Genomic DNA, 23,793 nt, shown 5'->3' on the forward strand with positions numbered 1-23,793 from the left:
CATGATTATACATACACAAAGTATGTATAATTAAATTTCATATTGGAGCTCATGTGATAGGTCGCTATCAGCAGTTATTTCAGGCAAAAGAAAACCAACGCTTTGTGATAGCAGGGTTACTGGCGCGTTTATCGTTACCGATGATGGGGATCGGGATCATTACCTTGTTAGCACAGCTAAAAGGGAGTTACACCTTGGCAGGGCTTGTTTCTGCAACTTTTGTATTAACGTATGCGTTGCTATCTCCACAAATTTCCCGTTTAGTGGATAAATATGGCCAATTTCGCGTCTTGCCAGTGGTGACTGTTATCAGTGTGCTCGGTGTGTTTATTATCATCATAACAACGTGGTTATCGTTACCTGATATCGGTTTATTTATCGGTGCATTGCTAACGGGTGCAATGCCTAGTATGTCGGCGATGGTCAGGGCAAGGTGGACTGCGCTGTACAAAAATCAGCCTATATTACAAACGGCATATTCATTAGAAACTGTATTTGATGATGCCACTTTTATTGTTGGCCCTCCGTTGTCTGTCGGGATCACTGTCGCTTTATTTCCTCAAGCAGGCTTGCTGGTGGCAGCAGTTTTATTAGCCGTGGGAATGGCTTTGTTTATTTCACAACGCAGTACTGAACCCAAAGTCGTAGCATCTGATCATCTTGTAATGCCGAATAAATCAATTATTTCAATGGTTGGGTTGCAGTTACTGATTGCATTGATGATTGCTTTAGGTGTGATTGTCGGCAGTGTGGATATTTTGAGTGTTACTTTGGCTCAATTACAACAGCAACCGGCGATGGCCAGTTTAGTGTTATCGGCCTATGCAGTCGGTTCATGTGCAATGGGGATTGTTTTTGGGGGGTTAACCTTTAACACGCCTTTGCCTCGCTTACTATTCCTCAGCGGCTTAATGACGTTTCTTTCTATTGTGCCGATGTGGTGGGTCGTCGGGGTTTATTCTCTATCTGTGGTGGTGTTCATTTCCGGGTTGTTCTTTGCCCCGACGATGATCATTGCGATGACATTAGTTGAGAAAATTGTTCCGCAAAATAAATTGACAGAAGGAATGACCTGGTTACTCGCTGGGTTAAATATTGGCGTTGCTATTGGCGCGATGTTAACGGGTAAAATGGTGGATACTTATGGCCCTTATGCCGGTTATGCTGTTGCGATATCTGGTGGTATTTTCGTTTTAATTTCAACATGGTTGAGTTACTTACGCGATAAAACCCAACAAAAAATAGCAGTTGAATGCGAAAATGGCCATTAAAAACAACGAAAAAATAAACCATGTAGTGATAAAATCATAAAAAATAATGTAATGAGGTAATCTAATGCATTCTCCTGTCTTTCGTGCCGCTACACTTGATGATGTCGACCGTTGTTATGCGATTGAAGTCGGATCCTATGAAGGGGATGAAGCCGCAACAAAAGAAAAGATAGCAACGCGGATCCAACAATATCCAGACGGTTTTTTATGTATGGAATTAGCAGGGGAAGTGATTGGCTTTATTAATTCAGGTTGTGCATGGGACGTTGTGATGTCCGATGAAGAATTTAAAGAGCTTATTGGACATGACCCACAAGCTCCAAATGTCGTCATTATGTCAGTGGTAGTACATCCCAAATACCAAGGTAAAGGGTATTCATCTTTACTGATGAAAGTGTTTATCAATTCTATGAGAGAAATGAATAAAGAAACAATTCATCTAATGTGCAAAGAACGTCATATCGATCTGTATAAGCATTTTGGCTACCAATATGTTAAACCGTCAGAATCTGACCATGGCGGAATGACGTGGCATGAAATGGTGATGAAACTGTAAAATCTATTTTCTTAAGCCTGTGATTTTGTTATCTGGTATCATATTTCATTATATATAATCACTATTTGGGAAGTCATAATGATAATTTGGGTTGATGCGGATGCATGTCCAAAAGTAATTAAAGAGGTTTTATACCGTGCGGCAGATAGAGAAAAAGTGCAAATAACATTTGTTGCAAACCAGCGTTTAACGGTACCACCATCACCTTTTTTAAAAACTTTGCAGGTGCCCGCGGGCTTTGATGTCGCGGATAATGAAATTGTATTGCGAGCTCAAAAAGATGACTTAGTGATCACAGCCGATATCCCTTTAGCCGCAGAGGTTATGGAAAAAGGCGCGAATGCATTAAATCCTCGAGGGGAACGTTATAGCGAAGCGACTATTCGTGAGCGTCTTAATATTCGTGACTTTATGGATACGATGAGAGCCAGTGGCATCCAAACGGGAGGGCCCGCAAGTTTAAACCAGAAAGACAGGCAGCAATTTGCCAATGAGTTAGATAAGTGGCTGTTACAACGTAAAAAAGCATTAGCGTCATCATAGGTCGGCACATTTTCTGATTTAAGCTCAGAAAATGTGCATAGCAAAACAGAATTACACTCTATACCGTGTCTATAATGGGTAACCTTAAATTTTTTGAAGAAAAATGATGGACCCATTACACAGCATTATCATCACACTTTTCTTATTTATACTGACCTTTTTTAATCCTGGGGCAAATTTGTTTATTGTGGTACAAACCACATTGAGCTCAGGTAAAAAAGCGGGGTTAACTTGTGGTTATGGCGTGGTGTTAGGCAATGCCATTTATTCAGGGCTCGGCTTATTTGGTCTGGTCACATTAATGGCGGAGTTCGGCTCATTATTTTCAATCATTAAGATCCTTGGTGGCTTATATTTACTTTATTATGCAGTAAGTGTGTTCACTAATAAAACGCAACTCAATCTGTCCACCGAAAATACCATGGAACGTTTTCCTTCAGGTGTCTATTTTAGGCGGGGCTTGATTTCTGATTTATCAAACCCACAAACGGTTTTATTTTTTATGAGTATTTTCTCGACGACTATTTCGCCTTCAACACCACTATGGGCCAAGTTAGTCATTTGGATGGGTATTGTTATTGCGTCATTAATTTGGCGAATTATTTTATGCCAAACATTTTCTTTAACTTCTGTGCGTAGAACTTATTCACGGGTTCATAAAGTTGTCGGTAAAGGCGTTGGGGTAATTTTAGGGGCATTGGCAACAAGGCTGATTTACCAAGGTGTCAGCGAACTGGTTATAAAAAAATCACCGTTCTAAATTGATTAATGATAGATCCATTAATCAATAAAATAGCCTCAAACCCAATAAAATGAAGCTATTCACAGTAGAAAAATGACTGATTATTGATGGGTTAACCAATGTTCAACTTCTTGATAATTACCGCGAAAGACGATGCGCTGCTGTTTTTTACTCAACTGATAGCGATACATTGGGTCGTAATACTCATTCAACAATGGGACTAACCACGAAAAATGTGTTCGGGTATCGCCAGTTATTTTCTGGTCCGCTAAAGCAAGCTCAAGTAAATGAGTCAATTCGATTGTACGTTGTGATCCTAAACGTTTACGAATGGCAGACAAACCATGGTGCAGGTAGTCGCTATATTCCTGCCAACCGCGTTCAAAACCAAAAGCCGCTAAAAAGTCTTGAGTCATACGGTCAAAGTATTCATATTTTAAACGCTCAAGACGTAGTTCAAAAGGGTCGTCAATAATAGCGATGGGTGATTTTTCCATTTGTGTACGTAGTTCAAGAGGCAGGCTATTTGCCCCAATGGCACGTCCTTCATCCTCCAGTACCCAGCGTTGGCAATGTTGAGCTTTTTTCAATAAGCTGACCGCTAAATAATTTTCAAAAGTGGCTTGGGAATACTGCTGCTGTAACGTACGGCCAAACGAAGAACCCCGATGATGCGCAAGACCTTCTAAATCAATTCCGTTTGCTAAGTGATGAACTAGGGTGGTTTTACCATTACCAGTACAGCCGCCCACTAAAATGATAGGGCGTTGCACCAATTCATTGACAGCATCAATTGCTGTTTGTCGTAATGTCTTATAACCACCGTTGATGAGAGGATATTCAATATCCACCTCTTTTAACCACGATTGCACGATATGTGACCGCATTCCTCCACGCGCACAGCAAATATAGCCATGGGTATTTTTTTTACAGGCCTCTTTCCACGCAGTGACCCGAGCCATTTTAATGTCTCCACCGACAAGCTGGTGGCCTAGTTCAACGGCTTTCGCTGAACCTTGTTGTTTATAGCATGTACCGACTGCAGCGCGCTCATCATCATTCATCAAAGGCAGGTTAATGGCATTAGGCATTGACCCTTGCTGAAATTCGATAGGCGCTCTGACATCGATGAGTAGTGTGTCAGTGATTAAAATTTGGCGAATATTTTGCGAAGAAGTGGTTAATTCCATAATAACAGCGAGATTCTTTAAAGTTGCAATAGGATTACTATACTCTTAATCCCATTGCTTAGCATTAATGTTAGGTTTAAAAGGATGGTTAGTATTTTACTACTTAATGATGATATATTGTTGGTAGGTATTTTAATGTGAGTAAGGGGTAATACTATGAAGATGCTAACGATTCAAGAGATGACCGAAACTCAAAAAATCCAAGTACGTACTAGGCTCGCACAAGAAAGGAAAAAACTTGGCCGTGAATTAACAAATTCCGAGCAGAGCAAGGTAAGAAAACAAATTATTACCGAAATATCTCAAGAAGTCGAAAAACAAGCGAAAAAATTACGCGCAGAAAAGAAAAAAGATAAATTAGTTCCTAGTGATGCAAGTTACAGTTGGTCTTCTCAAAATCACAAAAGAGGGTATCGCTAATTTTTAATCAGAGTGTTCCGCTAGTGATTTGTATTAAGGAATTGTAATTTTATGCCATTCAAATCATTTAAAGACCTCAAAAATGAAAAAGATTGCGTTATTATTATTGTTATTCAGTAGCTTAACTGTCGCAAAATCCAATTATCATGGGAAACCATCCCGTAATGATTCTGTTGTTGTGCATGTTTGCGCTTTATCTCCTTTTTCTAACTTTTATGCAGAAGCTGCAATGTCTGAACAAACTGCGCGACACAAAACCTCTCGGCGTTGTGAATTAGGACAAGGGCAAGGCAGTATTTTCTGTAAAGCTCAAGATGCAAAATGCAGTACCAGCAAATTATCGTTTGGTGATCAATATATTGAAGAAAGTCTGATTGTCTACGCTAAATCGTGGCAAAAGGGCGATTATATTGAAGTATTTGATGATATTCCGTATCTTTCCCGCCACCATTTCGCAGATAAAATAGCTTCTTATACTATCCCTGATGGCTGGATGGTACGTTTTTACGAAGGCGATAATTATACTGGCAAATACCATACCGAAATGGGTGGTTCGCACAATACATTGGGCTATAGCCAAAAAACCCGCTCAATTAAAATTATTAAACGGCAATAACGTCAAAGGCCAGTGTGTCTGGCCTTATTGCTCTCTTTTTTTATCGACGGCCTGATTGAAATTAACTTTTTTATTTTGATTGCGGATATGCTCTTTAATTTCTTTTTCTAAAAGTGGTAAATCACCCGTACAAATTTTATCCAGCAACACATGGTGTTCTTGGGTAATTTCTTCCATTGGCTTAGTGAATGTTGATATGCCAATAATAATAGTGAGCTGTTTTGCTACATTTTCCCATAACGACGTTAATGTTTTATTGCCGCTTAGTTCACACAATGTACGGTGAAAATGGACATCACTGAGGGAGAAAAGATAGTTATCCTCGAGTGTCGCAGCTTTGGTCATTTGGTTAATACATTCGGTTAGTTCATCAATGCATTGCTTATCTAAATGCTTTTTCTGAGAAATAAACCTTCTAATAGCATGTAATTCTAATAAGACCCGTACTTCGATAAGCTCATCAAGGCGTTCTTCCGAAACTGGAGCCATACGAATACCTTTAAAAGGCTCATTGATAACAATACCTTGGCTTTCGAGAACTCGAAGGGCTTCCCTAACAGGAACTCGACTTACGTTCATTTTTTCCGCAATTTCTTTCTCGACAATACGATCACCAGGCAAAATATAGCCACGTGTGGCGGCTTCAACTAACCTGTCAACCACATCGTCAGTCAGTGTTCTTGCTTTAATAGGCTGCCAGTAATCATTTTTTGCCGTCCCACCTAAAAAAAGGTTTTTTTTACTATCAGTCATCGTAAATGCCTATAAAATTTTTATTAATCAAATAGTAATGATTTTAGATATTCAAATTTTGTTCTAATAAAATTATCACATCATCAAATCATAGACCACAAAAAACATAGAAATAACAGTCATACGTTATTTAGACCAAACTCGATACAGATCACAATTAGAACGATTGAATATTGTATACAATCTTACAATCTAGTTTAATGCACCCAATTGATAAGCCGTTATTGAAAGAAAAGTGAAGGAAAAAATGATGGATAAACGATTGGAAGACATAAAAATTACTGAGATTGTTGCAGTTCCACTATTTGGAGAAAGCCCTAAGGGGGGCTGGTCAAATGAAATAAAACCAGAAGATCCTATTCATGCCATCATTGCGGTTCATACTGACGCAGGTATTACAGGCTATGGCAGTGTATTTACTGATGGTCGCTTGGTTGAGGCGGCTATCCCAGTGCTAGCTTCTTTATGTATTGGTGAAAGCGCGTTACAACCAGAGCGAGTATCTGAAAAGTTAAGACAGAATACTTTTTGGATGGGTCGTGGAGGAACTCTTACACACACAATTAGTGGGATCGACATTGCACTGTGGGATATTTTAGGTAAAGCAACAGGGCTGCCGGTGAGTACGCTATTAGGTGGTAACTATAGGTCAAAAGTCCAACCTTACTGTTCGTTGCTGATGGAAAAACCAGATGTTATGCACAAGGTGATCCTAGAATATAAATCATTAGGATTTAAAGCATTTAAAATAGGTTGGGGACCTTTTGGCCGCTGTAATGATCAACAATTAGACCGTGCAATTGTCGAAGCTGCAAGGGATGCTGCAGGGCAAGATTCCCAACTATTTGTTGATGCAGGAGCGAGCGATGCATATTGGCCGAATGGCTTAAAATGGGCAATCCAAACCTCACATATGTTAGCTGAATATCAGGTGGGTTGGTTTGAAGAAGCTTTGCGGCCTGATGATATTGAAGATTTCAAAGTACTGCGTAAAGAGAGCCCTGTAGCCATTGCTGGTGGTGAAGTATTGACTCGCCGTCAGGCTTTTTTGCCATGGTTATCGCAAGGAGCGTTTGATATTGTTCAGCCGGATGTGACTAAGGTAGGCGGAATTTCTGAACAGCGCCGAATCGCGTGGCTAGCGGATGAGTTTGGCGTGAAATATGTTGGCCATGGCTGGAATACCGCAATGGGGCTTGCTGCTGATTTACAAATGGCGGCCGCTTTCCCACAAGTGGATTATGTCGAATTTATTGGCGGTAGCCAATATATTGATGGCATCGTTAAAACGCCTTTCAAAGTTGATGAACAAGGGTACCTCACAATACCTAATACACCAGGTCTGGGTATTGAGTTGGATATCGAGAAACTCGCTAAATTCACGATAAATCCTGAACGTTTATTTAAGTAACTAAAGTTATTAGCCAGAAAGAAACCTCTTTCTGGCCTCCATTTATATAAAGGTCTGGTTACTATGAAATATAAAAATAAAGGTACAAAAGTCAGATTTTCGATAGCAATTTTAATGACACTCGCAATTGTTATTAATTATCTTGATAGAACGGTGATGTCAGCAGCAGCACCAACGATCTCTGCAGAGTTACAAATATCCCCAGAAATGATGGGGTGGATTATGTCTGCCTTTTTTCTTAGTTATGCTCTTTGCCAAATTCCGGCTGGCTTTATTGCAGATAAATATGGACAAAGAAGAACATTGGCAGGGTCTGTATTATGGTGGTCACTAGCTACCGCAGCAACAGCATTAGCTAAAACACCGTTGAGTTTTATTTCAACGCGTATTTTAATGGGAATGGGAGAGGCAGGGGCTTATCCGTGTAATAGTGGTATTGCAGCAAAATGGTTCCCGGATAGAGAACGCGGTAGGATCACGGCATTATTTGATAGTGGCTCAAAATTTGGTACTGCTTTTGCTATGCCATTAGTGGTGTGGATTATTGCTAAATGGGGTTGGGAAGCGGCATTTATTATTTGTGGAGCCCTCGGTATTATTTGGGTATTTGCTTGGCTTAAGGTTTATCACGATCCTGAACAACACCCTAAAATTAGTGCTGAAGAACTTGCTTATATTAGAGAAGGACAAGTTAAAAAAGAGGGTATCGATAATATCCAACCAATGAAATGGTACCAATTAATTCGCTATCGTAATGTTCAAGCAATGTGTATTGGTTTTTTCATGTTGGATTATGCTATCTATTTCTTTATTACTTGGTTTCCCGCTTATTTAATGATGGAGCGGGGGATGAGCCTTGAAGAAATGGGTTTTGCAGCAATGCTTCCACCATTATGTGGTATTGCAGGGCAATGGTTGGGCGGTTGGGTTACTGACTATTTATTTATCAAATATAATAATGTCAGTCTTGCACGTAAAATTCCGATTGTAGGGGGAATGTTAATTGCCACGAGTATTGCATTTTCAGGTTTAGTTGAATCAGTTACGCTAATGATGACATTATTATGTTTATCTTACGCAGCTCTTGCATTTGCCGCATCTGCCATTTGGTCTTTACCAGGAGATGTTGCCCCACGCAATATGACTTCAGTATTAGGTGGCATGCAAAGTGCCGTATCTAATTGCGGTGGAATATTAGGCCCAATAGTGACAGGGTATATTATTGCAGCTACGGGATCATTTATATGGGCCTTAATTGTTTCTGGGATTGCTTGTGCTATCGGAGCTTTGGTTTATTTAATTATGTTAAGAGATATTAAGCCTATTGTTCCCATCGAAAGCAATGAAGAAAAGTGCATTAATATAAAATAAATAACCGCAGAACAAAAACGTTGGAATTCAAGTAATGTTTATTTTCGATAAGACTATAAATGCCAAGAATATTTCGCTTGGAACATCACGGAAAATATTTCTTGGTAGTGAAAACATGATGATAGCAAAGGTATTGCTAACAACAGGAACAGTTGGTGAACTACATGAACATCCTCACGAACAGATGAGTTATATCGTATCTGGCTCATTTAATTACCGTGTTGGTTTAATAGAAAATAGAGTCAATAGTGGTGATGTTATTTATATTCCATCTAATGAAAAACACCAATGTGAATGTTTAGAGAGCGGGGAAATATTAGATATATTTGTCCCGATGAGAAAGGACTTTCTTATAGAGAATTAAAATTTTTCACTGTATTATCAAGCGGCAACGTTCTGTTAGCCGCTTTTCTTCATTTATTGATTATGGTATTTCAACAGATAAAAGGAATATTCCTGAATATTCATTTGGTGGAATATCTTTTGTTTTAATTAATTGGCTAGAAACCTGAAACTGTTTTTGGCTAAATGCATCAACATGTAGCGTTGTTTCAGGAGAACCATCAATATTAATTTCTGATTCCAGGCCATCGGCAATAAATATAACATTATCGCCATCAAGCCCAGCTATCGCTGTAATTTTTACATCTGTTGTTTCTGTACAGCTCACTCGAAAATCAGTAGATACCTTATTACCATTTAGTGAGCTATTAGATAATGTGCCATGATCTAAATAATCAGGCCCTTCAATGTTACAGTTAATATTAGTTGGAGTTAATGGAGAGCACAAGATAATTGGATTGTTCGCTGTTTGTGCTATTTGCATCTTTTGTCGATATAAGATCCCTAAATTAAAACAGAAGCCTACTCCTGGCTTTCTTGGGTAAAACTGCCAACGGCCTTGTATTTTTCTATTCAATAGATTGCCTTTTTCTAGCGCTCTGGCAACCTCGCTAAAGGTGACGGGTTTTTCATCCCAGGAATTTCTTTCAGTCAATCTAACGGAATGGGTATCAAAACTGACAATGTGCGAGTTTCCTGCACCATAGCTACCATCAGCATAGGTTCCCCATGAACCGAGTTCAATGTCACAAGGGCAGGAACCAGAAGCCTGCATGGCCATTGGACGATTATCATGTTCTAGATCACCACGTAGAATATACCTAGCTTCGATCCATGCACCATAATCAGCAACGAACTCACCTTGAGCAGCAAATTCGGCATGAGCACCTTTTAAAGGTGAAACAAGCAGTAAAATAGCAAAAATAAATTTTTTCATAATATTCTTATAAAATGTGTTATTCATAATAAATATTAAAAGTTGTTGTAGCTGTGAAGTCACCAAGCTGAATACTTTTATTATTAATAGCGTCCTCTTCAGCTAAAATATAGGCTTTAAAGGCAATGATGGTGGGAAAACCATTTTTAGTATCTATTTGTAATGGATAATGTTCATTTAATTGTACTTCACCATGCTCATTCATTAATTTGATGCCATAGCCTGCACTTCCGTTATCGCTATCAATTGCTACAGCACCTTTGATATTAGAGTTTTCGATTCCAGTGAAAGCCATCGAGTAGGAGAAGTCAGGTAAATATTCACAATCAGAGAGAGTGATATCAAATGGTTGCATGACATCTTTTTTTTTGTAGAGATCTTTATCACTGATTTCATTAAAAGGTACAATTAAATCGGAGTCACTATTAATATTGCAGGGTATGGCATTCCTCAGTACACCTGAAAAATTAACTTGGTCGGCTGATACGATATTTGCCGTTAAAAAACACAGTAGGGTAAATACTTGTTTTTTCATTGGTATGCTACCGTTAGTGTGGCATTTGCAGTAAATGCTCCTGCGTGTACACGTGCTGAGCTTGAACTGCTCTTCACTAAGCTGGCTTTTAGGTCTGGCGTATCGTGATCTGAATGATAAGTATATGAAAAATCTGAATTTATCTTTAATGAATTAGAACCTTGATAAAGTTGTAATGCGATATCATCTTGCTCATTAATTGCCAATAGGTCTTTGTCAAAATCAGAGGGAGCCCCATCAAAGCTAAAAATGACATCAGTTCCAGACGAAATTCCATTGCATTCCCATTCAAAATCAATGTCTTGAATGTAGGTTTTCCCATCTTTTGTGGGCACGAGAGCTACAACTAAGTCATCCCCAAAATCAATATCAATAGGGCGGTTATTGTTGATAACACAAGGCACGCCCTCAATTAAACGCCCACTAAAATTAACGGGTACTGCCGATGCCGTATTTATTACGATGATAAATAACGGTAATAAAAAGTGTCTTGTTCTCATAATAAATATCCTAGTGGTATCCCACAGTAAGTGTCGCGGCCGTAGAAAACTCGCCACCAACAGGTCGAATTCCATTTGCTAATGCTAATTCAGCAGTTAAGGCAGGTAAGTTTGAGTCATTATCTATGTAATAACGACTTCCTATCACCATAGGTTTATTATCAATAAATAATTTGATATTAAGCCCAGGTGTATCTGCGACATCAAGGCTGTTTGCTGTTTCACCTTGAACACCATCAAAAATGAGATATAGTTCATCAAAATTAGAATCGCAATATAAGTCATAATCAATGACTTCTATGTACTTCCCAGAATCTATTTGAGATATGACAATATCATCACCAAAATCCACAAAAATTGCTTCATTATCGTTTAAAACACAACCACCGGATAACACATTCACTTTTACTGTTACAAATTTGCCATCAGCCCATGCATAGAGCGATATAAATAACAATAAACTGAAGCATAGAAACTTTGATATTTTAAACATTATGTTACCCATCTTTTGTAAAGAATATTACTTTATTTGTTGTGTTTGGCATTGGGTTGCTGAACAGTTATAGGGTAAATAGACTTGGCCACCATAGTCGTTGATATAATTAATAATAGGGGCTGTTCCGAGTTGTTCGGCACTAATTGATAATTTTTTCTCTGCAAAAGGTTCGACATCGGTTACTGTAAAACCCGCTAATTTTTCTGCCGATTGGTTCTTTTTAATGCTATTTAAAATAATAAAGTAGGGTGTTGGGTTTTTTGCATAAACACCATCACTTTTTTTAATCAAGATAAGCTTGTTTTGCCATGGAGAATTTCTCATTTCGGTTGAATCCATGACTAGTGAAGCAGGGCGATAAAATAATTTGACTCGTGTTTGAAGTGCAATTTGTAATACATTACTTTTTTTACTTGTTGGTGGAATTTCTCGTAAATTAAAGAAAAATAAACTTTCTCTATCCTGAGGTAATTTGCCTATATCAGGTAAAGATTCAATACGTAGTTGACTTGTTTGTCCTGCGTTTATACGTTGGATGGGTGGTAATATAGTGAAGTAAGATGTGAGTTTGTCACCTTTAGCATCCTGTAGCCACCCTTGGGCTAAATAAGGTAACTGAGGGTTTTTGTTACTTACAGTTAATGACACTGAGTTATTATTTCCATCAAAAATAATTCTGGTTCTGTCCATTGAAATAGCTGAATACGCCTGAGCTGCCATTAAACTACTTAATAAAAAAACGGATATTTTTTTCATCATGATTGATTACCTTCAATGAGTTTTTATTAATTACAGGATAATAATAATTTGTCATAAACATTGTGTTCTTCAATATTTTCTGGAAATTGAATTACACACTCAGAACCTTGCCATGAAACATTCATTGTCTCTCCAGCACGGATCCCTCCAATATATGCCTCACCTTGGTCACCAATAATACCAGTAACCTTTCCATCTTTATTCTTAATATCTGAGGCAAAAGGTGGATAGCTACCATCTTTTAGTCGTACTACCGTCATTAATTTTAAACCATATATGACATCAAAGTTGCGGTAACCAATTGCACCCTCTGTTAACGTCGATTGTGTTACTGATTCAGCAACTTCAACATTCTTAGGGAGTTGGTTAATATCGATAACTAAATTACTTTTATAGTAGCTATTTAAATCAGGCACAATTGCTGTGCCAAAATAATTGGAACGTATATGGCTACCATTATATTTAATAGGAACGTCTTTAACACCGTTTGTATCAACAATAATACGGGTTCCGCCTAATGCAGTGATAGGGTGGAAACCAGATCCATAACTTGTTAATGTCATTCCACCTTGCAATGTCGATGAAACATTTATTGAACTATTACTAATATAGTTAAAACTTGAATTAAAATCAGTATTGTTCCCTTTATGGGAATAATATCCACTAAGTAAAGCACTATGCCTGTTGTTACCGACACTGAGAGAAGCGTTATTTTTTGTATCAATTCGGGTATTTGCGGTCAGTTTATTTGTATTGTCATTCTTTCCGTTATACGTTGAGTAGTTAATGTTTGTTCCACTGGAGAAAGGAACTGAAATACTCATGTATGCACCGTTATCACGGTAACTCTGCATTTTACTGCTAAAAATATTAATGGATAGGCCGACATTACTAAACATATCGGTATCTGAGTACTTTGAAAATGTTAGGTTATATCGATGACTATTTGGCCTATTCCAATAAGTCTGGTGGTTATAGCTTAAATTCATCGATGAACGCCAATCAGTAAAATTTTTACTCATTGAAGCGGTATACAAGTTTTTATTAAAGCCAGTGTAAATAAATTCGTGGTCATTATTATAATTAATGAAGTCTGCCATGGTCATAAACTCACGGTCAATGACTCTCTGTGTCGATAACATCAACTGGCTATTTTGTTCTTGAATGCTTTTATAATAATCGATTTTAATCGATTTCCCTTTATGTGTTGATTCAGAATTTATTGATGAAATAGATTGAGTTAAAGAGGTTGATACTGCACCAAATTGAGATAAGTCGCGACCAATACCAATAGAAAAAGCATTGTAGTCATGACTATTTATTGCTCCCCCAAAAAGAGACCAACCATTATTTACCCCCAAAGATATTTCACTCTGCGCAAATAGGTCGCCATCAACATGGTGCCTTAAATCTGTTGGTCTACCTGTACTTATTTTATAACGAATCGTTCCGGGGCGAGACAAAAAGGGGACATTTGTCGCTTCAACTTCGAATTCCGAGATGCGCCCATCACTTTCTTCAACTACTACTTGTAAGGTTCCTGAAATACCACTATTCAGGCTTTGAATTCTAAATGGCCCTGCGGGTACTAGACTTTCATAAATAATGCGCCCATCTTGGCTGATTTTAACAATCGCATTTGTTTCTGCAAAGCCAGTGACTTCTGGAGCATAAGAGCGTAGATTGGGTGGAAGCATATTGTCATCAGATCGCAGAGCTATACCTGTATATTTAAAGCTATCAAACAAATCGGACTGTAAATAATCTTCACCAACAATTAGTTTTGCTTTTAAGCCTCTTACTGCACGGTATGCATAAATATTATTCCACTTTAGCTCTTTTAAATCATCAGCTTTATTGGTTTGAATATGGTTATAGGTTCCTTGCCAGTGCCCACGAATTCGCCAACTATTTAAATTAGCGCCAATAACACCTAACCCTGAAAGATATATTGCATCGTTTGTATAGTTGTTGCCAAGGCTATGATTATATTGCGATGTCAAGCTGTAATCCGAAATAACGCCAGTGATACCATCTTCCCAGCGTGAGGCAGGCTCCCAATCAAATGTTGAATACTCTTGGTACATTTTGGGAATATTGATTGTTAATGAGTTATTTGATAGCTCAGGTTTTGCAGTCATTCCCGATAAGCTCGCTATGGATAAGCAGGTTAGCTCATCGACTTTTTGCCATTCCAATGAACTTAATGCTGATTTATTGAGGTTGAATTTTTCAACAATATCAGGGGTTAAGCAAGCTTCTGATTTTTCACCATCTAAGCTTACAATATGGATTTTTTCTTCGGGCAAGTGTGTGTTATTGATATAAATTTTTAACGGATAAACGCCAGGAACAATATATAAATCACGAGAGAATACCGCTAAGTTGATGTTTTCTCTATCTTCGGCATTCAAAATATTAATGTTGAATTGAATATCATCTTCATCTGCAAATGAGATGAAACTGTGTAATATGATAAATGACAAAATTACTTTTTTCATAATAGCAGCGTAATTTTTTTCAAAAAGCACAGAAAATATCATGTTATTTTTCTTCATTCTAATGCCTTTATCTTATTAAGCTGAGGCAACGAGTTGTCATTACCTCAGCTTATTGCTATCGATAATTAAATTAATTATATGAAAGCACGAAATCTGTTACTGCTTGGAACTCGCCAGGTACAATTTCCACTGGACCTTGTTGACCCGTTGGAGTACCTAAACCTTTAACGTATGCCGCAAACTGCAATGTGTTCGTTTGCTCTTGTAATTTATGACTAGAATTAGTGGTTTCATTTAAAACGATAGGTGAGTTATTGCTATCTACTATTTGAATTCCTGCACCTGAAGCCGTTCCAGTAATTGCTAATAATGACTTTGGATCATTTGTTGCAGCGGCACCGCTAAAAGTGACATTAACGGATTGCTCAGTTTCTAACGTACAATCAATTAATTTAATATCAAACATTACTGGTGAAGATTGACCATCTGATTTGCCATTATTACTTAATACAGAATCAGCAACCTGGCCTAAATCTACTGTTTGGTCTAATGATGCTGGATCAATAGAGCAGGGGGCACTAATAATACTTCCGGTGAATGTAACTTTACCACTACCATGATTAATAGGAGCAGAAAAAGCACTAAAGCTTATTAAACTTGTCAATGCTATACTTATAACTGACTTTGTAAGTTTCATAGGTAATTCCTCTAGTAAATATAAAAAATGGATTTTAATAAAATATAGAATCATCTCTTTAATCAGGGAAAGAATAGAATTAATAACTATCATTTGGCTAATCGGTATGTATAAATAGTATACATACACCAATGCTAAGTAAAGGCAGTGCCTCCTATTAAAATTGTATTTTTTGATAGGTTATTATTCATTTCTTCTAAAAAACATCCAGCATGAATTGAAATTATCTTTTAAATCAAATTGTTAATTATTTTTATAAATGTTTTAAAATTTAAATTTTTTAATAGTGAAAAGTACTTACTTTCATTTTGTTACAGTTTTAATATGAAATTTATATTTATTACTGCAATTTTGAGTAATGCAATTGCTGGAAATGAAATCGATAAAGGTAATTGTGTTGAGTAGTAGGAATGATTAATACGCGAAGAATAGGTATTAAGTGTAGGTGATTTTTTTGAAGGGAATTAATTCATATTTCCGGTACAGCTTTCATTCCTAAATATAAGACATTTCTTAATGATAGAGAAATCGAAGCCTATGGTTATAACTTAATTTTCAATTAATTTGAAATTATAATAAGTATTATTACCTAATTGCATGTGAGCATCATCATAAATAACCAAAAAAATTTATTAGTGAAGATCACCTTGATGAGGCGAGGTCACTAATATCCCGTTTGGAGTGAGACTCCTTGGTATAATTATCTTTGCTTTTAACGTCGCGAATTACACCATGGGTCATTAGAATATGCTCCCGTATTATCAATCGAGTTGTTTTCTATCATATCCAAATAGAGTAACTCAACTTCAGTTCTTGCCCATGGTGTGCGACGAAGAAACTTTAAGCTAGATTTAATACTTGGATCTTTGTTAAAACAGTTTATTTTTATAATGCGTCCAAGTTGGCTCCAACCGTATCTATCAACCAATGCATTAACTTGCATTTCTAGTGTAACCCCATGTAAAGGGTCTTTTGATTTATATTCACTCATTACGGCACATCCGAAGCATAGGCAGGTTATTATTAAGCGCATATAAATAAGCTGAATACCAATCTAAGTCAATAGGGTGTTAGCAATGACTGAACGAGCAAGGCCTATTTTTGCTCTGACATACTATTTAACATAATATGCATTATGCGAACTTAAGTGTGAAATGAAGAAAACCAGCGTTCTGGCTGGTTAATCGTGTTGGTTCTTTTTGGGTTCTAAACTCAGTTTGACTTCATAAATCTTTCGTTTTTCAATGAATTCTATGAGCCATAAGATAGCCAATGAATTCTGGTAATATGCTACAGGTATTCCCACAAAAGTTATTGACCGACGTTTGATACCAAACAAGAACATGACGGTGTATTGCTTCTATAATTACAGGCTAATTTACTCATATAGATGTGGTCACATGGCTTACAAACTGAATCTTAACTGGCCTGAATTTTTAGAAAAATACTGGCAGAAAAAACCCGTTGTATTGAAAAATGCATTTCCTGATTTTGTCGACCCTATCACACCGGATGAACTGGCTGGCTTGGCCATGGAGTCGGAAGTTGACAGCCGCCTAGTCAGCTTTATTGATAATAAATGGGAAGCGAGTCACGGCCCGTTTGAAGATTTCAGCGAACTAGGCGAAAAAGGATGGTCACTATTGGTGCAAGCGGTCAACCATTGGCATATACCAGCAGCCGAACTAGTGAAACCGTTTCGTGTACTGCCCGAGTGGCGTCTTGATGATTTGATGATCTCCTATTCAGTGCCTGAAGGTGGTGTTGGGCCTCATATTGATAACTATGATGTTTTTATCATACAAGGTATGGGACGCCGCCGCTGGCGTGTGGGCGATGCCCTACCGATGCGTCAGTTCTGCTCACATCCGGCATTATTACATGTCGACCCATTTGAACCGATTATTGACGTGGAAATGGCACCAGGAGATATTTTGTATATTCCGCCGGGATTCCCTCACGATGGTTTCACTTTCGAAGATACCATGAACTATTCTGTCGGCTTTCGCGGGCCGACTGGTCGTGATCTGCTGAGCAGTTTTGCAGACTATGCGCTGGAACAGGATTTGGGTGGCATAAATTATGGCGATCCTGACCTCACGGTGACTGAAAATACAGGTACCATGGAACCTCATGAGGTTGAACGTCTACGAGCCATGATGATTGAAATGATCAACAAGCCGGATGATTTTGAACAGTGGTTAGGCCGTTTTGCAACGACTCTACGTCATGAGCTGGATATTGCACCCTCAGATCCGCCATATCAACCGGAAGAAGTGCTAAGTGTGTTAAATGACGGTCAAAAATTGATCCGACTGAGCGGCTTGCGAGTGATGCGTATCAATGAGCACTTTTTTGTGAATTCGGAAGGCTGGATTACCACAGAAACAAAGGGTGCAGATGCATTGTGCCAGCTTACGGAAGTCGGCATCAATGAACTCGGTGAAGCACTGGAGAGCCCTGCTTTTATCGCGCAATTAACCGAATTTATCAATCAAGGATATTGGTATTTCGAAGAATAAGTCGCACCTGCCCAACAAGATAAAACACCTGCTAATGGGTGTTTTGTCTCGGCCCACCTAGAAAAATATCTCTTTCAGATTTCAGAAATTTCTACAGGTAAAAAGAAAGAAAAACCCATTAACCAAGTTTATCCCTTCGGTCCTTGTGCTTTTGCCAGTTTTTAGGTTTTATCTGTTATCTAATAAAAGTCAAATAGGCTAGTTTTAGTCATTATCTTACTTAGTGGTACTAATGTTCGGAGTTAAAAATGACAGTTTCTACTCGGCTAGTCAGCGGCTTATTATTCGCAACACTTTTGGCTTCTCAACACGTGCGTGCTGATGCTGAAACTAAACTAAATAAAGATGTTAAGCTAAATCACGCAACCGTATTTTTACGTGGTGCTGAATTAGATAACACCGTGACACTGTCACTTAATAAGGGGGCGAACTCGGTCATCCTCACCAATATCGCAAGTAATATTGACCCGCGTACGCTATCGATTGATCTTGAACAGGATGATGTGGTTATTCGCTCCGTTAATATCCAAAATATAGCAACAGAAGCTAATTATCCAATGGCTATTGCTGAACTTTTGGATCAGAAAAAACAATTAAGCCAGCAGATAGAGACATTGAATATTGCAATTAAAGTCGGTGAAGAACAATTAAATTTATTGAAAGATCACCGCTTTTTTGGGGAAAATACAGCGAAAACCCTAGAAGAATCAGCCCAGAAATTAAATTTTATTCGTCAGCAGATGTCTAATATTTTACAAGAGCAACAAAAAAACCAGTTGGAATTAGTTGAACTACAAGAAAAAGCTACGTTATTGCAGGCAAAAATTGATGAAAAAATGCCCTTTTCAATTGGTGAACAGACCCAAATTGTCTTGTCTATCGATGCGCAAAAACCGGTGACAGCAGAGTTGCAAATTTCTTATTTAACACCTGATGCGGCTTGGTCTCCAAGTTACGATATCCGCAGCCTGAATTCGCAATCCCCTATTGTTTTAACGTACAAAGCGGACATAGTGCAAAATACAGGCATTGATTGGGATAAAGTTAATTTAACACTTTCAACGATTAACCCGTCTAAAAATATCACGCCTTCTGTCTTACAGCCTTGGCGCTTGTCCGTTTATGATAATAACGCTCAAATAGCACGCCAGGCTCGAATGAAAATGCCAGCAGCGCCAATAGCAATGTATGAAGAAAGCAGTGTCAGTGAGAAAAAAACAATAAATTCAGGTGTTTCAGATTTTGTAACTACATCTAACAATGGTGTCAATTTAAATTACCAAATTGCCCTGCCTTACTCCCTGAAAAGCACGATCAAACCGAATTCGCTCACCATTAAACAACAAAATATTGATGTAAAATACAAGTATACTGCCACGCCAAAATTGACTGAAGAAGTATTCTTACAAGCGAATATTGAAGATTGGCAATCACTTAACTTATTGAATGGAAATGCTAATGTATATTATGGAAATACGTATGTAGGCAATTTTATAGTCAATGCCAATCAATTGGTTGACACATTGAGCGTTCCTTTTGGTGTTGATAAGAGTATTCAAGTCTCTCGTGAATCAAATGAAAAGATGAAGAAAAAACCGAGTTTTATGGGGTCGACTATTCAACAAACAGAAAGTTACTTGGTCAAAGTAAAAAACATGCATACGAAACCCATTGAATTGACTGTTTATGACCAAATTCCAGTGAGTGAGGACAGCGATATAAAAGTGTCTGCAATAGAGGATAAAAATGCGGTTACCAATAAAAGCACTGGTGAAATAACATGGGATATTGCCTTAGAACCGAATGAAGAAAAGCAAATTTCATTTAGTTATTCGTTGAGCTACCCAAAAGATAAACAGATATTAGGGTTGTAACAATTTTTGTAGTTCTTTTTCGATGGCGTTAGAATAAACCCACACTGACACGACAATTATAACTATGAGGTTTCCATGATTATTTTAGTAACAGGTGCTTCTTCTGGTTTTGGTGAATCAATTGCCCGCAGATTTATCAAACATAATTACACCGTTATTGGAACAGGACGTAGAACTGAGCGTTTAGATGCTCTCCATCAAGAGTTAGGTGATAAATTTTACCCTTTAACATTGGATATCCAAGATAGAACAGCCATCCAAGATGCGATTGCAAATTTACCTGCACACCTCAAACATATTGATATTTTAGTTAATAATGCCGGTTTGGCTTTAGGCTTAGAACCGGCGTTTGATGCCAATCCTGACGATTGGGATGTGATGATTAATACGAATACCAAAGGTTTAGTTAATATGACTTACGAGGTATTGCAAGGCATGGTTGCTAATAACCACGGTCATATTATTAATATTGGCTCAACTGCAGCGAGCTGGCCTTACAAAGGTGGTAATGTTTATGGTGCAACCAAAGCCTTTGTGAAACAATTTTCACTTGGCTTGCGTGCTGATTTACAAGGGAAAAAAATTCGAGTTACCGATATCGAGCCGGGCCTCGTTGGTGGTACAGAGTTCTCAAATATTCGCTTTAAAGGGGATGACGATAAAGCAGCTAGCACTTATCAAGGTGCAGATGCTCTGACCCCTGAAGATATTGCTGAAACAGTCTATTGGGTTGCTACTCTACCGGCTCACATGAATGTAAATACATTAGAATTGATGCCTGTTTGCCAAACTTTTGCTGGTTTAACCGTATATAAACAACTTTAATTTTTAGTACTATTCTATACAGACGTACTGATACACTTTTAGCTATACTGGGATTATCGGTCCTGTTTGGTAAGGAATTTACATGAATTCACATAAAATGTTGAAAACTGGCTTAACTGCAATATGTTTCTGTCTCCCTTTACTTTGGGCTACATCATCTTCCGCTGCACAATCAACGACATCATGTACTGCAGGCAGTACGTGTGTTTCAGTAGGTCAAGGTGATGACTCTCTTAATAAAGAGCAAGCGCGCCAAGAAAAGGAACAATGGGATGATACCCGTATGTTGCGCAAAAAGGTTAATACTCGTACCGAAAAAGAGTTTGATAAAGTAGATCAGGCTTTTGATGCAAAAGATAAATGCGAGAAAAGCCTCAATCTAAATGCTTACTGGGAACCGAGCACTAAACGTTGCCTTGACGTAAGTAATGGCCGTCCAATTAATAATCCATAACCTTATAGGTTGTTTTATGGAGCTGTTGATCAAGGAGAGAAGATGAAAAAGAAATTATTGTTACCCTTATTTGCACTGGTGCTAGCACCAGCTTTCGCGCAAGCTTCATGTGAAAGCGTAATTGAGGAAATCAAACAAAAGATTATCAATAATGGTGTTCCTGCAGATAACTTTAGTTTGGTTGCAGTGCCTAATGATGAAGTTGACGCGTCTAAAGGCCAAGTCGTCGGCCACTGCCAAAATGATTCTTATAAAATCATTTATACCCGTCATTAATTATAAGTTATAAGTAAAAAACAGGGCGCTACTCATGATGGCGCCCTATTTTTTGATTAATAACTTACTTAGTTCGTAACGTGCTTAGTTAGGAATGGTAATAAGTTCTTGTAGTTTATCTGTATTAAGGTAATGCCCTAACTCTCTTTCTTCTGGCCGCAATAAATACGGGATCTCCCCAATTAATGGTGCCTTAATATGATGTTGTAACCGTTCAATGATTTGTGCGTAGTGCGCCAATCCTGGATTGATGCGGTTTGCCATCCAACCAATTAATGGTAAGCCATCAGCTCGAATTGCATCCGCTGTTAGTAATGCGTGATTAACACAACCATGTTGAATGCCGACGACTAAGATCACACCAACAGGTTGACCTTTTAACCAGTCTGCATAAAAAGTATTGTCATCAAGTAGATAGCGCCATCCCCCATTACCCTCGATAACAACCATGTCACATTGATGATGTAAATGGTCTAGACCATGCTTTATTTTATTAAAATCAATGCTATTTTCATGGCTGTAATTGTCTGTAATACGCACAGGGTTAACTTCATCATAAGAAACAAGGTCTTTAGAAACACTGTGGATGAGTAATGCATCTTTATTTCTGATTCCTTCAGGGGTATCAATGCATTGATCTGCAATAGGCTTATAGCCCACTGCTTTAATTCCTTGGTTATTTAGTGCTTGCAAGATGGCAAGCGTCGATACTGTCTTCCCGACATCTGTATCTGTCCCGGTAACAAATAGATTGATCATGGTCTTTTTCTATCCTGAAGTGACAGACTTATACAGCAATAAGCTGCAAAAATGATATGGATTCAGTTTATTGGAATGGGTAAGTGAGAAGTTTGCGTTAGCTCAATTTTGTGTACGATAGTATAAATATTATCGAATTGTTTTAACCTTGTAATAGTTGTAGTAGCAGTGAACCATCATATAATGCTCTCTGTATTAATGATGTTTCACTCTCCTTTACTGTAAATAAAGATTTTTCTATCGATAAATTGGATGAATACAGAGGAACTGCGTATTTATTTATATGGTCATGTAAACATTTTAAAAACAGCTCAGAACCTTGATTCAAAGGTGAATTGACTAAAATTAACTCACTACCAAATAAATTCACCATCAGTGCTAATGGTTTAGCTAATTGCTGGGCAACTTGATTAATAAGGTAAACACAAAGTCTGTCGTTTAATGTTGCTCCAGCGCAAATTTTTTCAATTGAAATGTCGTGTTGATGCAAAAAAGAATCAGGGTAGTTTATTAGGAAATTATTAGCTTGCCGCAATATCGCAGGAATGGACGTTTTTGTTTCTAAGCAATCGTTGCTACCGCAATAGCAAAAGTTATGTTGGTATGGCTCACATTGGGTATGGCCAAACAAAATAGGTCGACGGGTATTCGCATCTAAGGCTGTTCCATGGTTTAACACCATGACATTAACAACATCTTGTAGCTGTAAGTAAATGATGTTTTTTGCTTTTCTTTTCTCCTGATGAGAAAAGTGGTCCATTAACGCCAACGCATCCACTGGCGGATGTAAATAGGTGGGTAAACCCGTTTGCTTGGTAAGGTGTTCCGCAATGGCCAATTGATGGATTTTAAAAGAAGGATGCTGATAAATAACACCGGTATGGGGATCTAAAATACCATCAATAAGAATGCTAATGGCGGTGACTCTTTCTAATATGTTTTGATGACTAGCAAAAAATTGACTAATTAATTCAGAAAGTGAATCCATAAATTCGCTATTCCCTAGCGGTGTAAATGGATATTCTGTTTGCGCTAAGGTAACCGCATTAATTTCTTTCAGGGAAATGGTAAGTTTCTGCTCTTCAATACGGATCGCTAGAAATTGCCACCCTTCACTTTCAATCACTAGCCCTATCGCTGGGCGTCCACGTAAACCGAGTACAGGAAACTCTAATTCTTTGATTAAGTGGGCATCCATAAGCTCGCGTGTAATTTTAGTGATACTTGCAGGCGCAAGCTGTGCTTGTTTTGATAAGGCAATACGCGAAATTGGACCATGCTGATCAATGATACGATATACAATCCCCGTATTTAATTGTTTGATTTGGTCAATATGGCCTGTTTGATTCACCATGGTAATAATTCAATTCCTTTATAAAGCAATGAGTTATTATGCCTTAATCTGTGTATGAATGATTTCGTTTGCATTGAAAGTGTGAGCTT

The 23,793-nt window shown here is 37.9% G+C and carries 26 protein-coding genes; 14 read left to right on the plus strand and 12 right to left on the minus strand.

The genetic code is table 11. The annotated features are described in order from the left end of the window. Positions 1-53: 53 nt before the first annotated feature. From PR809_RS03035 to PR809_RS03050, 4 genes are all read left to right on the plus strand, one after another. Complete coding sequence (locus tag PR809_RS03035) at positions 54-1,271, plus strand: MFS transporter (RefSeq protein ID WP_206276300.1); 1,218 nt, start codon at positions 54-56, stop codon at positions 1,269-1,271. A 64-nt stretch (positions 1,272-1,335) separates the two neighbouring features. Continuing rightward, positions 1,336-1,827: a GNAT family N-acetyltransferase gene (locus PR809_RS03040; protein ID WP_206276301.1), complete on the plus strand. Its 492-nt coding sequence runs from the start codon at positions 1,336-1,338 to the stop codon at positions 1,825-1,827. 78 nt (positions 1,828-1,905) lie between these two features. Next, positions 1,906-2,370, plus strand: coding sequence for a YaiI/YqxD family protein (locus PR809_RS03045; RefSeq protein WP_102138560.1), 465 nt, complete (start codon positions 1,906-1,908; stop codon positions 2,368-2,370). Between the two features lie 106 nt (positions 2,371-2,476). Beyond that, positions 2,477-3,130: a LysE family transporter gene (locus PR809_RS03050; RefSeq protein ID WP_102138561.1), complete on the plus strand. Its 654-nt coding sequence runs from the start codon at positions 2,477-2,479 to the stop codon at positions 3,128-3,130. Between the two features lie 83 nt (positions 3,131-3,213). Here the strand turns inward: PR809_RS03050 and mnmH are convergent, their stop codons facing one another. Then, positions 3,214-4,302 carry a tRNA 2-selenouridine(34) synthase MnmH gene (mnmH, locus tag PR809_RS03055; RefSeq protein WP_206276302.1) on the minus strand — a complete coding sequence of 363 codons (1,089 nt, stop codon included), beginning with the start codon at positions 4,300-4,302 and terminating at the stop codon, positions 3,214-3,216. Positions 4,303-4,458: 156 nt separating this feature from the next. On the opposite strand from mnmH, the gene PR809_RS03060 reads away from it, so the two are divergent. Together PR809_RS03060 and PR809_RS03065 are read left to right on the plus strand one after the other, a co-directional pair. Further along, the gene (locus PR809_RS03060; protein WP_102138563.1) at positions 4,459-4,722 is read left to right on the plus strand and encodes a DUF3811 domain-containing protein; all 264 of its coding nucleotides are present in this window, start codon (positions 4,459-4,461) and stop codon (positions 4,720-4,722) included. Between the two features lie 82 nt (positions 4,723-4,804). Continuing rightward, a complete protein-coding gene (locus tag PR809_RS03065) occupies positions 4,805-5,338 on the plus strand; it encodes a beta/gamma crystallin-related protein (RefSeq protein ID WP_102138564.1) in 534 nt (177 codons plus the stop codon). 24 nt (positions 5,339-5,362) lie between these two features. Here PR809_RS03065 and PR809_RS03070 read toward each other — a convergent pair whose 3' ends face one another. Next, entirely contained in the window at positions 5,363-6,091 is a 729-nt protein-coding gene (locus PR809_RS03070) for a GntR family transcriptional regulator (protein WP_102138565.1), read from the minus strand. Between the two features lie 250 nt (positions 6,092-6,341). Between PR809_RS03070 and PR809_RS03075 the strand changes: the two genes are divergently transcribed. The 3 genes from PR809_RS03075 to PR809_RS03085 all read left to right on the plus strand — a co-directional run bounded on the left by PR809_RS03075 (position 6,342) and on the right by PR809_RS03085 (position 9,237). Further along, a complete protein-coding gene (locus PR809_RS03075; RefSeq protein WP_102138566.1) occupies positions 6,342-7,502 on the plus strand; it encodes a mandelate racemase/muconate lactonizing enzyme family protein in 1,161 nt (386 codons plus the stop codon). A gap of 63 nt (positions 7,503-7,565) precedes the next feature. Beyond that, on the plus strand, positions 7,566-8,873 hold the full coding sequence (locus PR809_RS03080; RefSeq protein ID WP_102138567.1) for an MFS transporter: 1,308 nt from the start codon (positions 7,566-7,568) through the stop codon (positions 8,871-8,873). 34 nt (positions 8,874-8,907) lie between these two features. After that, on the plus strand, positions 8,908-9,237 hold the full coding sequence (locus PR809_RS03085; RefSeq protein ID WP_102138568.1) for a cupin domain-containing protein: 330 nt from the start codon (positions 8,908-8,910) through the stop codon (positions 9,235-9,237). A 60-nt stretch (positions 9,238-9,297) separates the two neighbouring features. Here PR809_RS03085 and PR809_RS03090 read toward each other — a convergent pair whose 3' ends face one another. The 8 genes from PR809_RS03090 to PR809_RS03125 form a co-directional block, all read right to left on the minus strand. Continuing rightward, complete coding sequence (locus PR809_RS03090; RefSeq protein ID WP_102138722.1) at positions 9,298-10,152, minus strand: MrpH family fimbial adhesin; 855 nt, start codon at positions 10,150-10,152, stop codon at positions 9,298-9,300. A 19-nt stretch (positions 10,153-10,171) separates the two neighbouring features. After that, positions 10,172-10,687, minus strand: coding sequence for a fimbrial protein (locus tag PR809_RS03095; RefSeq protein WP_166267390.1), 516 nt, complete (start codon positions 10,685-10,687; stop codon positions 10,172-10,174). Continuing rightward, entirely contained in the window at positions 10,684-11,187 is a 504-nt protein-coding gene (locus tag PR809_RS03100; protein ID WP_102138570.1) for a fimbrial protein, read from the minus strand. Before PR809_RS03100 ends, PR809_RS03095 begins: the two co-directional genes overlap by 4 nt. A 10-nt stretch (positions 11,188-11,197) precedes the next feature. Further along, entirely contained in the window at positions 11,198-11,680 is a 483-nt protein-coding gene (locus PR809_RS03105) for a fimbrial protein (protein ID WP_102138571.1), read from the minus strand. A 27-nt stretch (positions 11,681-11,707) separates the two neighbouring features. Continuing rightward, positions 11,708-12,442, minus strand: a complete 735-nt coding sequence (locus PR809_RS03110; RefSeq protein ID WP_336298711.1) for a fimbria/pilus periplasmic chaperone — start codon at positions 12,440-12,442, stop codon at positions 11,708-11,710. A gap of 26 nt (positions 12,443-12,468) precedes the next feature. After that, positions 12,469-14,943, minus strand: a complete 2,475-nt coding sequence (locus tag PR809_RS03115) for a fimbria/pilus outer membrane usher protein (protein ID WP_232368171.1) — start codon at positions 14,941-14,943, stop codon at positions 12,469-12,471. A 130-nt stretch (positions 14,944-15,073) separates the two neighbouring features. Beyond that, positions 15,074-15,640 carry a fimbrial protein gene (locus tag PR809_RS03120; RefSeq protein WP_102138572.1) on the minus strand — a complete coding sequence of 189 codons (567 nt, stop codon included), beginning with the start codon at positions 15,638-15,640 and terminating at the stop codon, positions 15,074-15,076. Between the two features lie 712 nt (positions 15,641-16,352). After that, on the minus strand, positions 16,353-16,631 hold the full coding sequence (locus tag PR809_RS03125; protein WP_102138573.1) for a VF530 family DNA-binding protein: 279 nt from the start codon (positions 16,629-16,631) through the stop codon (positions 16,353-16,355). A 409-nt stretch (positions 16,632-17,040) separates the two neighbouring features. On the opposite strand from PR809_RS03125, the gene PR809_RS03130 reads away from it, so the two are divergent. The 5 genes from PR809_RS03130 (at position 17,041) to PR809_RS03150 (ending at position 21,591) form a co-directional block, all read left to right on the plus strand. Further along, a complete protein-coding gene (locus PR809_RS03130; protein WP_102138585.1) occupies positions 17,041-18,162 on the plus strand; it encodes a ribosomal protein uL16 3-hydroxylase in 1,122 nt (373 codons plus the stop codon). Positions 18,163-18,410: 248 nt separating this feature from the next. Beyond that, entirely contained in the window at positions 18,411-20,036 is a 1,626-nt protein-coding gene (locus PR809_RS03135; protein ID WP_206276059.1) for a DUF4139 domain-containing protein, read from the plus strand. Between the two features lie 75 nt (positions 20,037-20,111). Continuing rightward, on the plus strand, positions 20,112-20,861 hold the full coding sequence (gene ydfG, locus PR809_RS03140) for a bifunctional NADP-dependent 3-hydroxy acid dehydrogenase/3-hydroxypropionate dehydrogenase YdfG (RefSeq protein ID WP_166264987.1): 750 nt from the start codon (positions 20,112-20,114) through the stop codon (positions 20,859-20,861). An 82-nt stretch (positions 20,862-20,943) separates the two neighbouring features. Next, a complete protein-coding gene (locus PR809_RS03145; RefSeq protein WP_102138588.1) occupies positions 20,944-21,315 on the plus strand; it encodes a DUF1283 family protein in 372 nt (123 codons plus the stop codon). A 42-nt stretch (positions 21,316-21,357) separates the two neighbouring features. Next, positions 21,358-21,591: a DUF1161 domain-containing protein gene (locus PR809_RS03150; protein ID WP_102138589.1), complete on the plus strand. Its 234-nt coding sequence runs from the start codon at positions 21,358-21,360 to the stop codon at positions 21,589-21,591. Positions 21,592-21,675: 84 nt separating this feature from the next. Here PR809_RS03150 and bioD read toward each other — a convergent pair whose 3' ends face one another. Both bioD and PR809_RS03160 read right to left on the minus strand, forming a co-directional pair. After that, positions 21,676-22,350, minus strand: coding sequence for a dethiobiotin synthase (gene bioD, locus PR809_RS03155; protein ID WP_102138590.1), 675 nt, complete (start codon positions 22,348-22,350; stop codon positions 21,676-21,678). 142 nt (positions 22,351-22,492) lie between these two features. Further along, positions 22,493-23,704 carry an ROK family protein gene (locus PR809_RS03160; protein ID WP_206276060.1) on the minus strand — a complete coding sequence of 404 codons (1,212 nt, stop codon included), beginning with the start codon at positions 23,702-23,704 and terminating at the stop codon, positions 22,493-22,495. Between the last annotated feature and the right edge of the window lie 89 nt (positions 23,705-23,793).

The organism is Providencia sp. PROV201 (assembly GCF_028479545.1).
Classification (GTDB): Bacteria; Pseudomonadota; Gammaproteobacteria; order Enterobacterales; family Enterobacteriaceae; genus Providencia; species Providencia huaxiensis.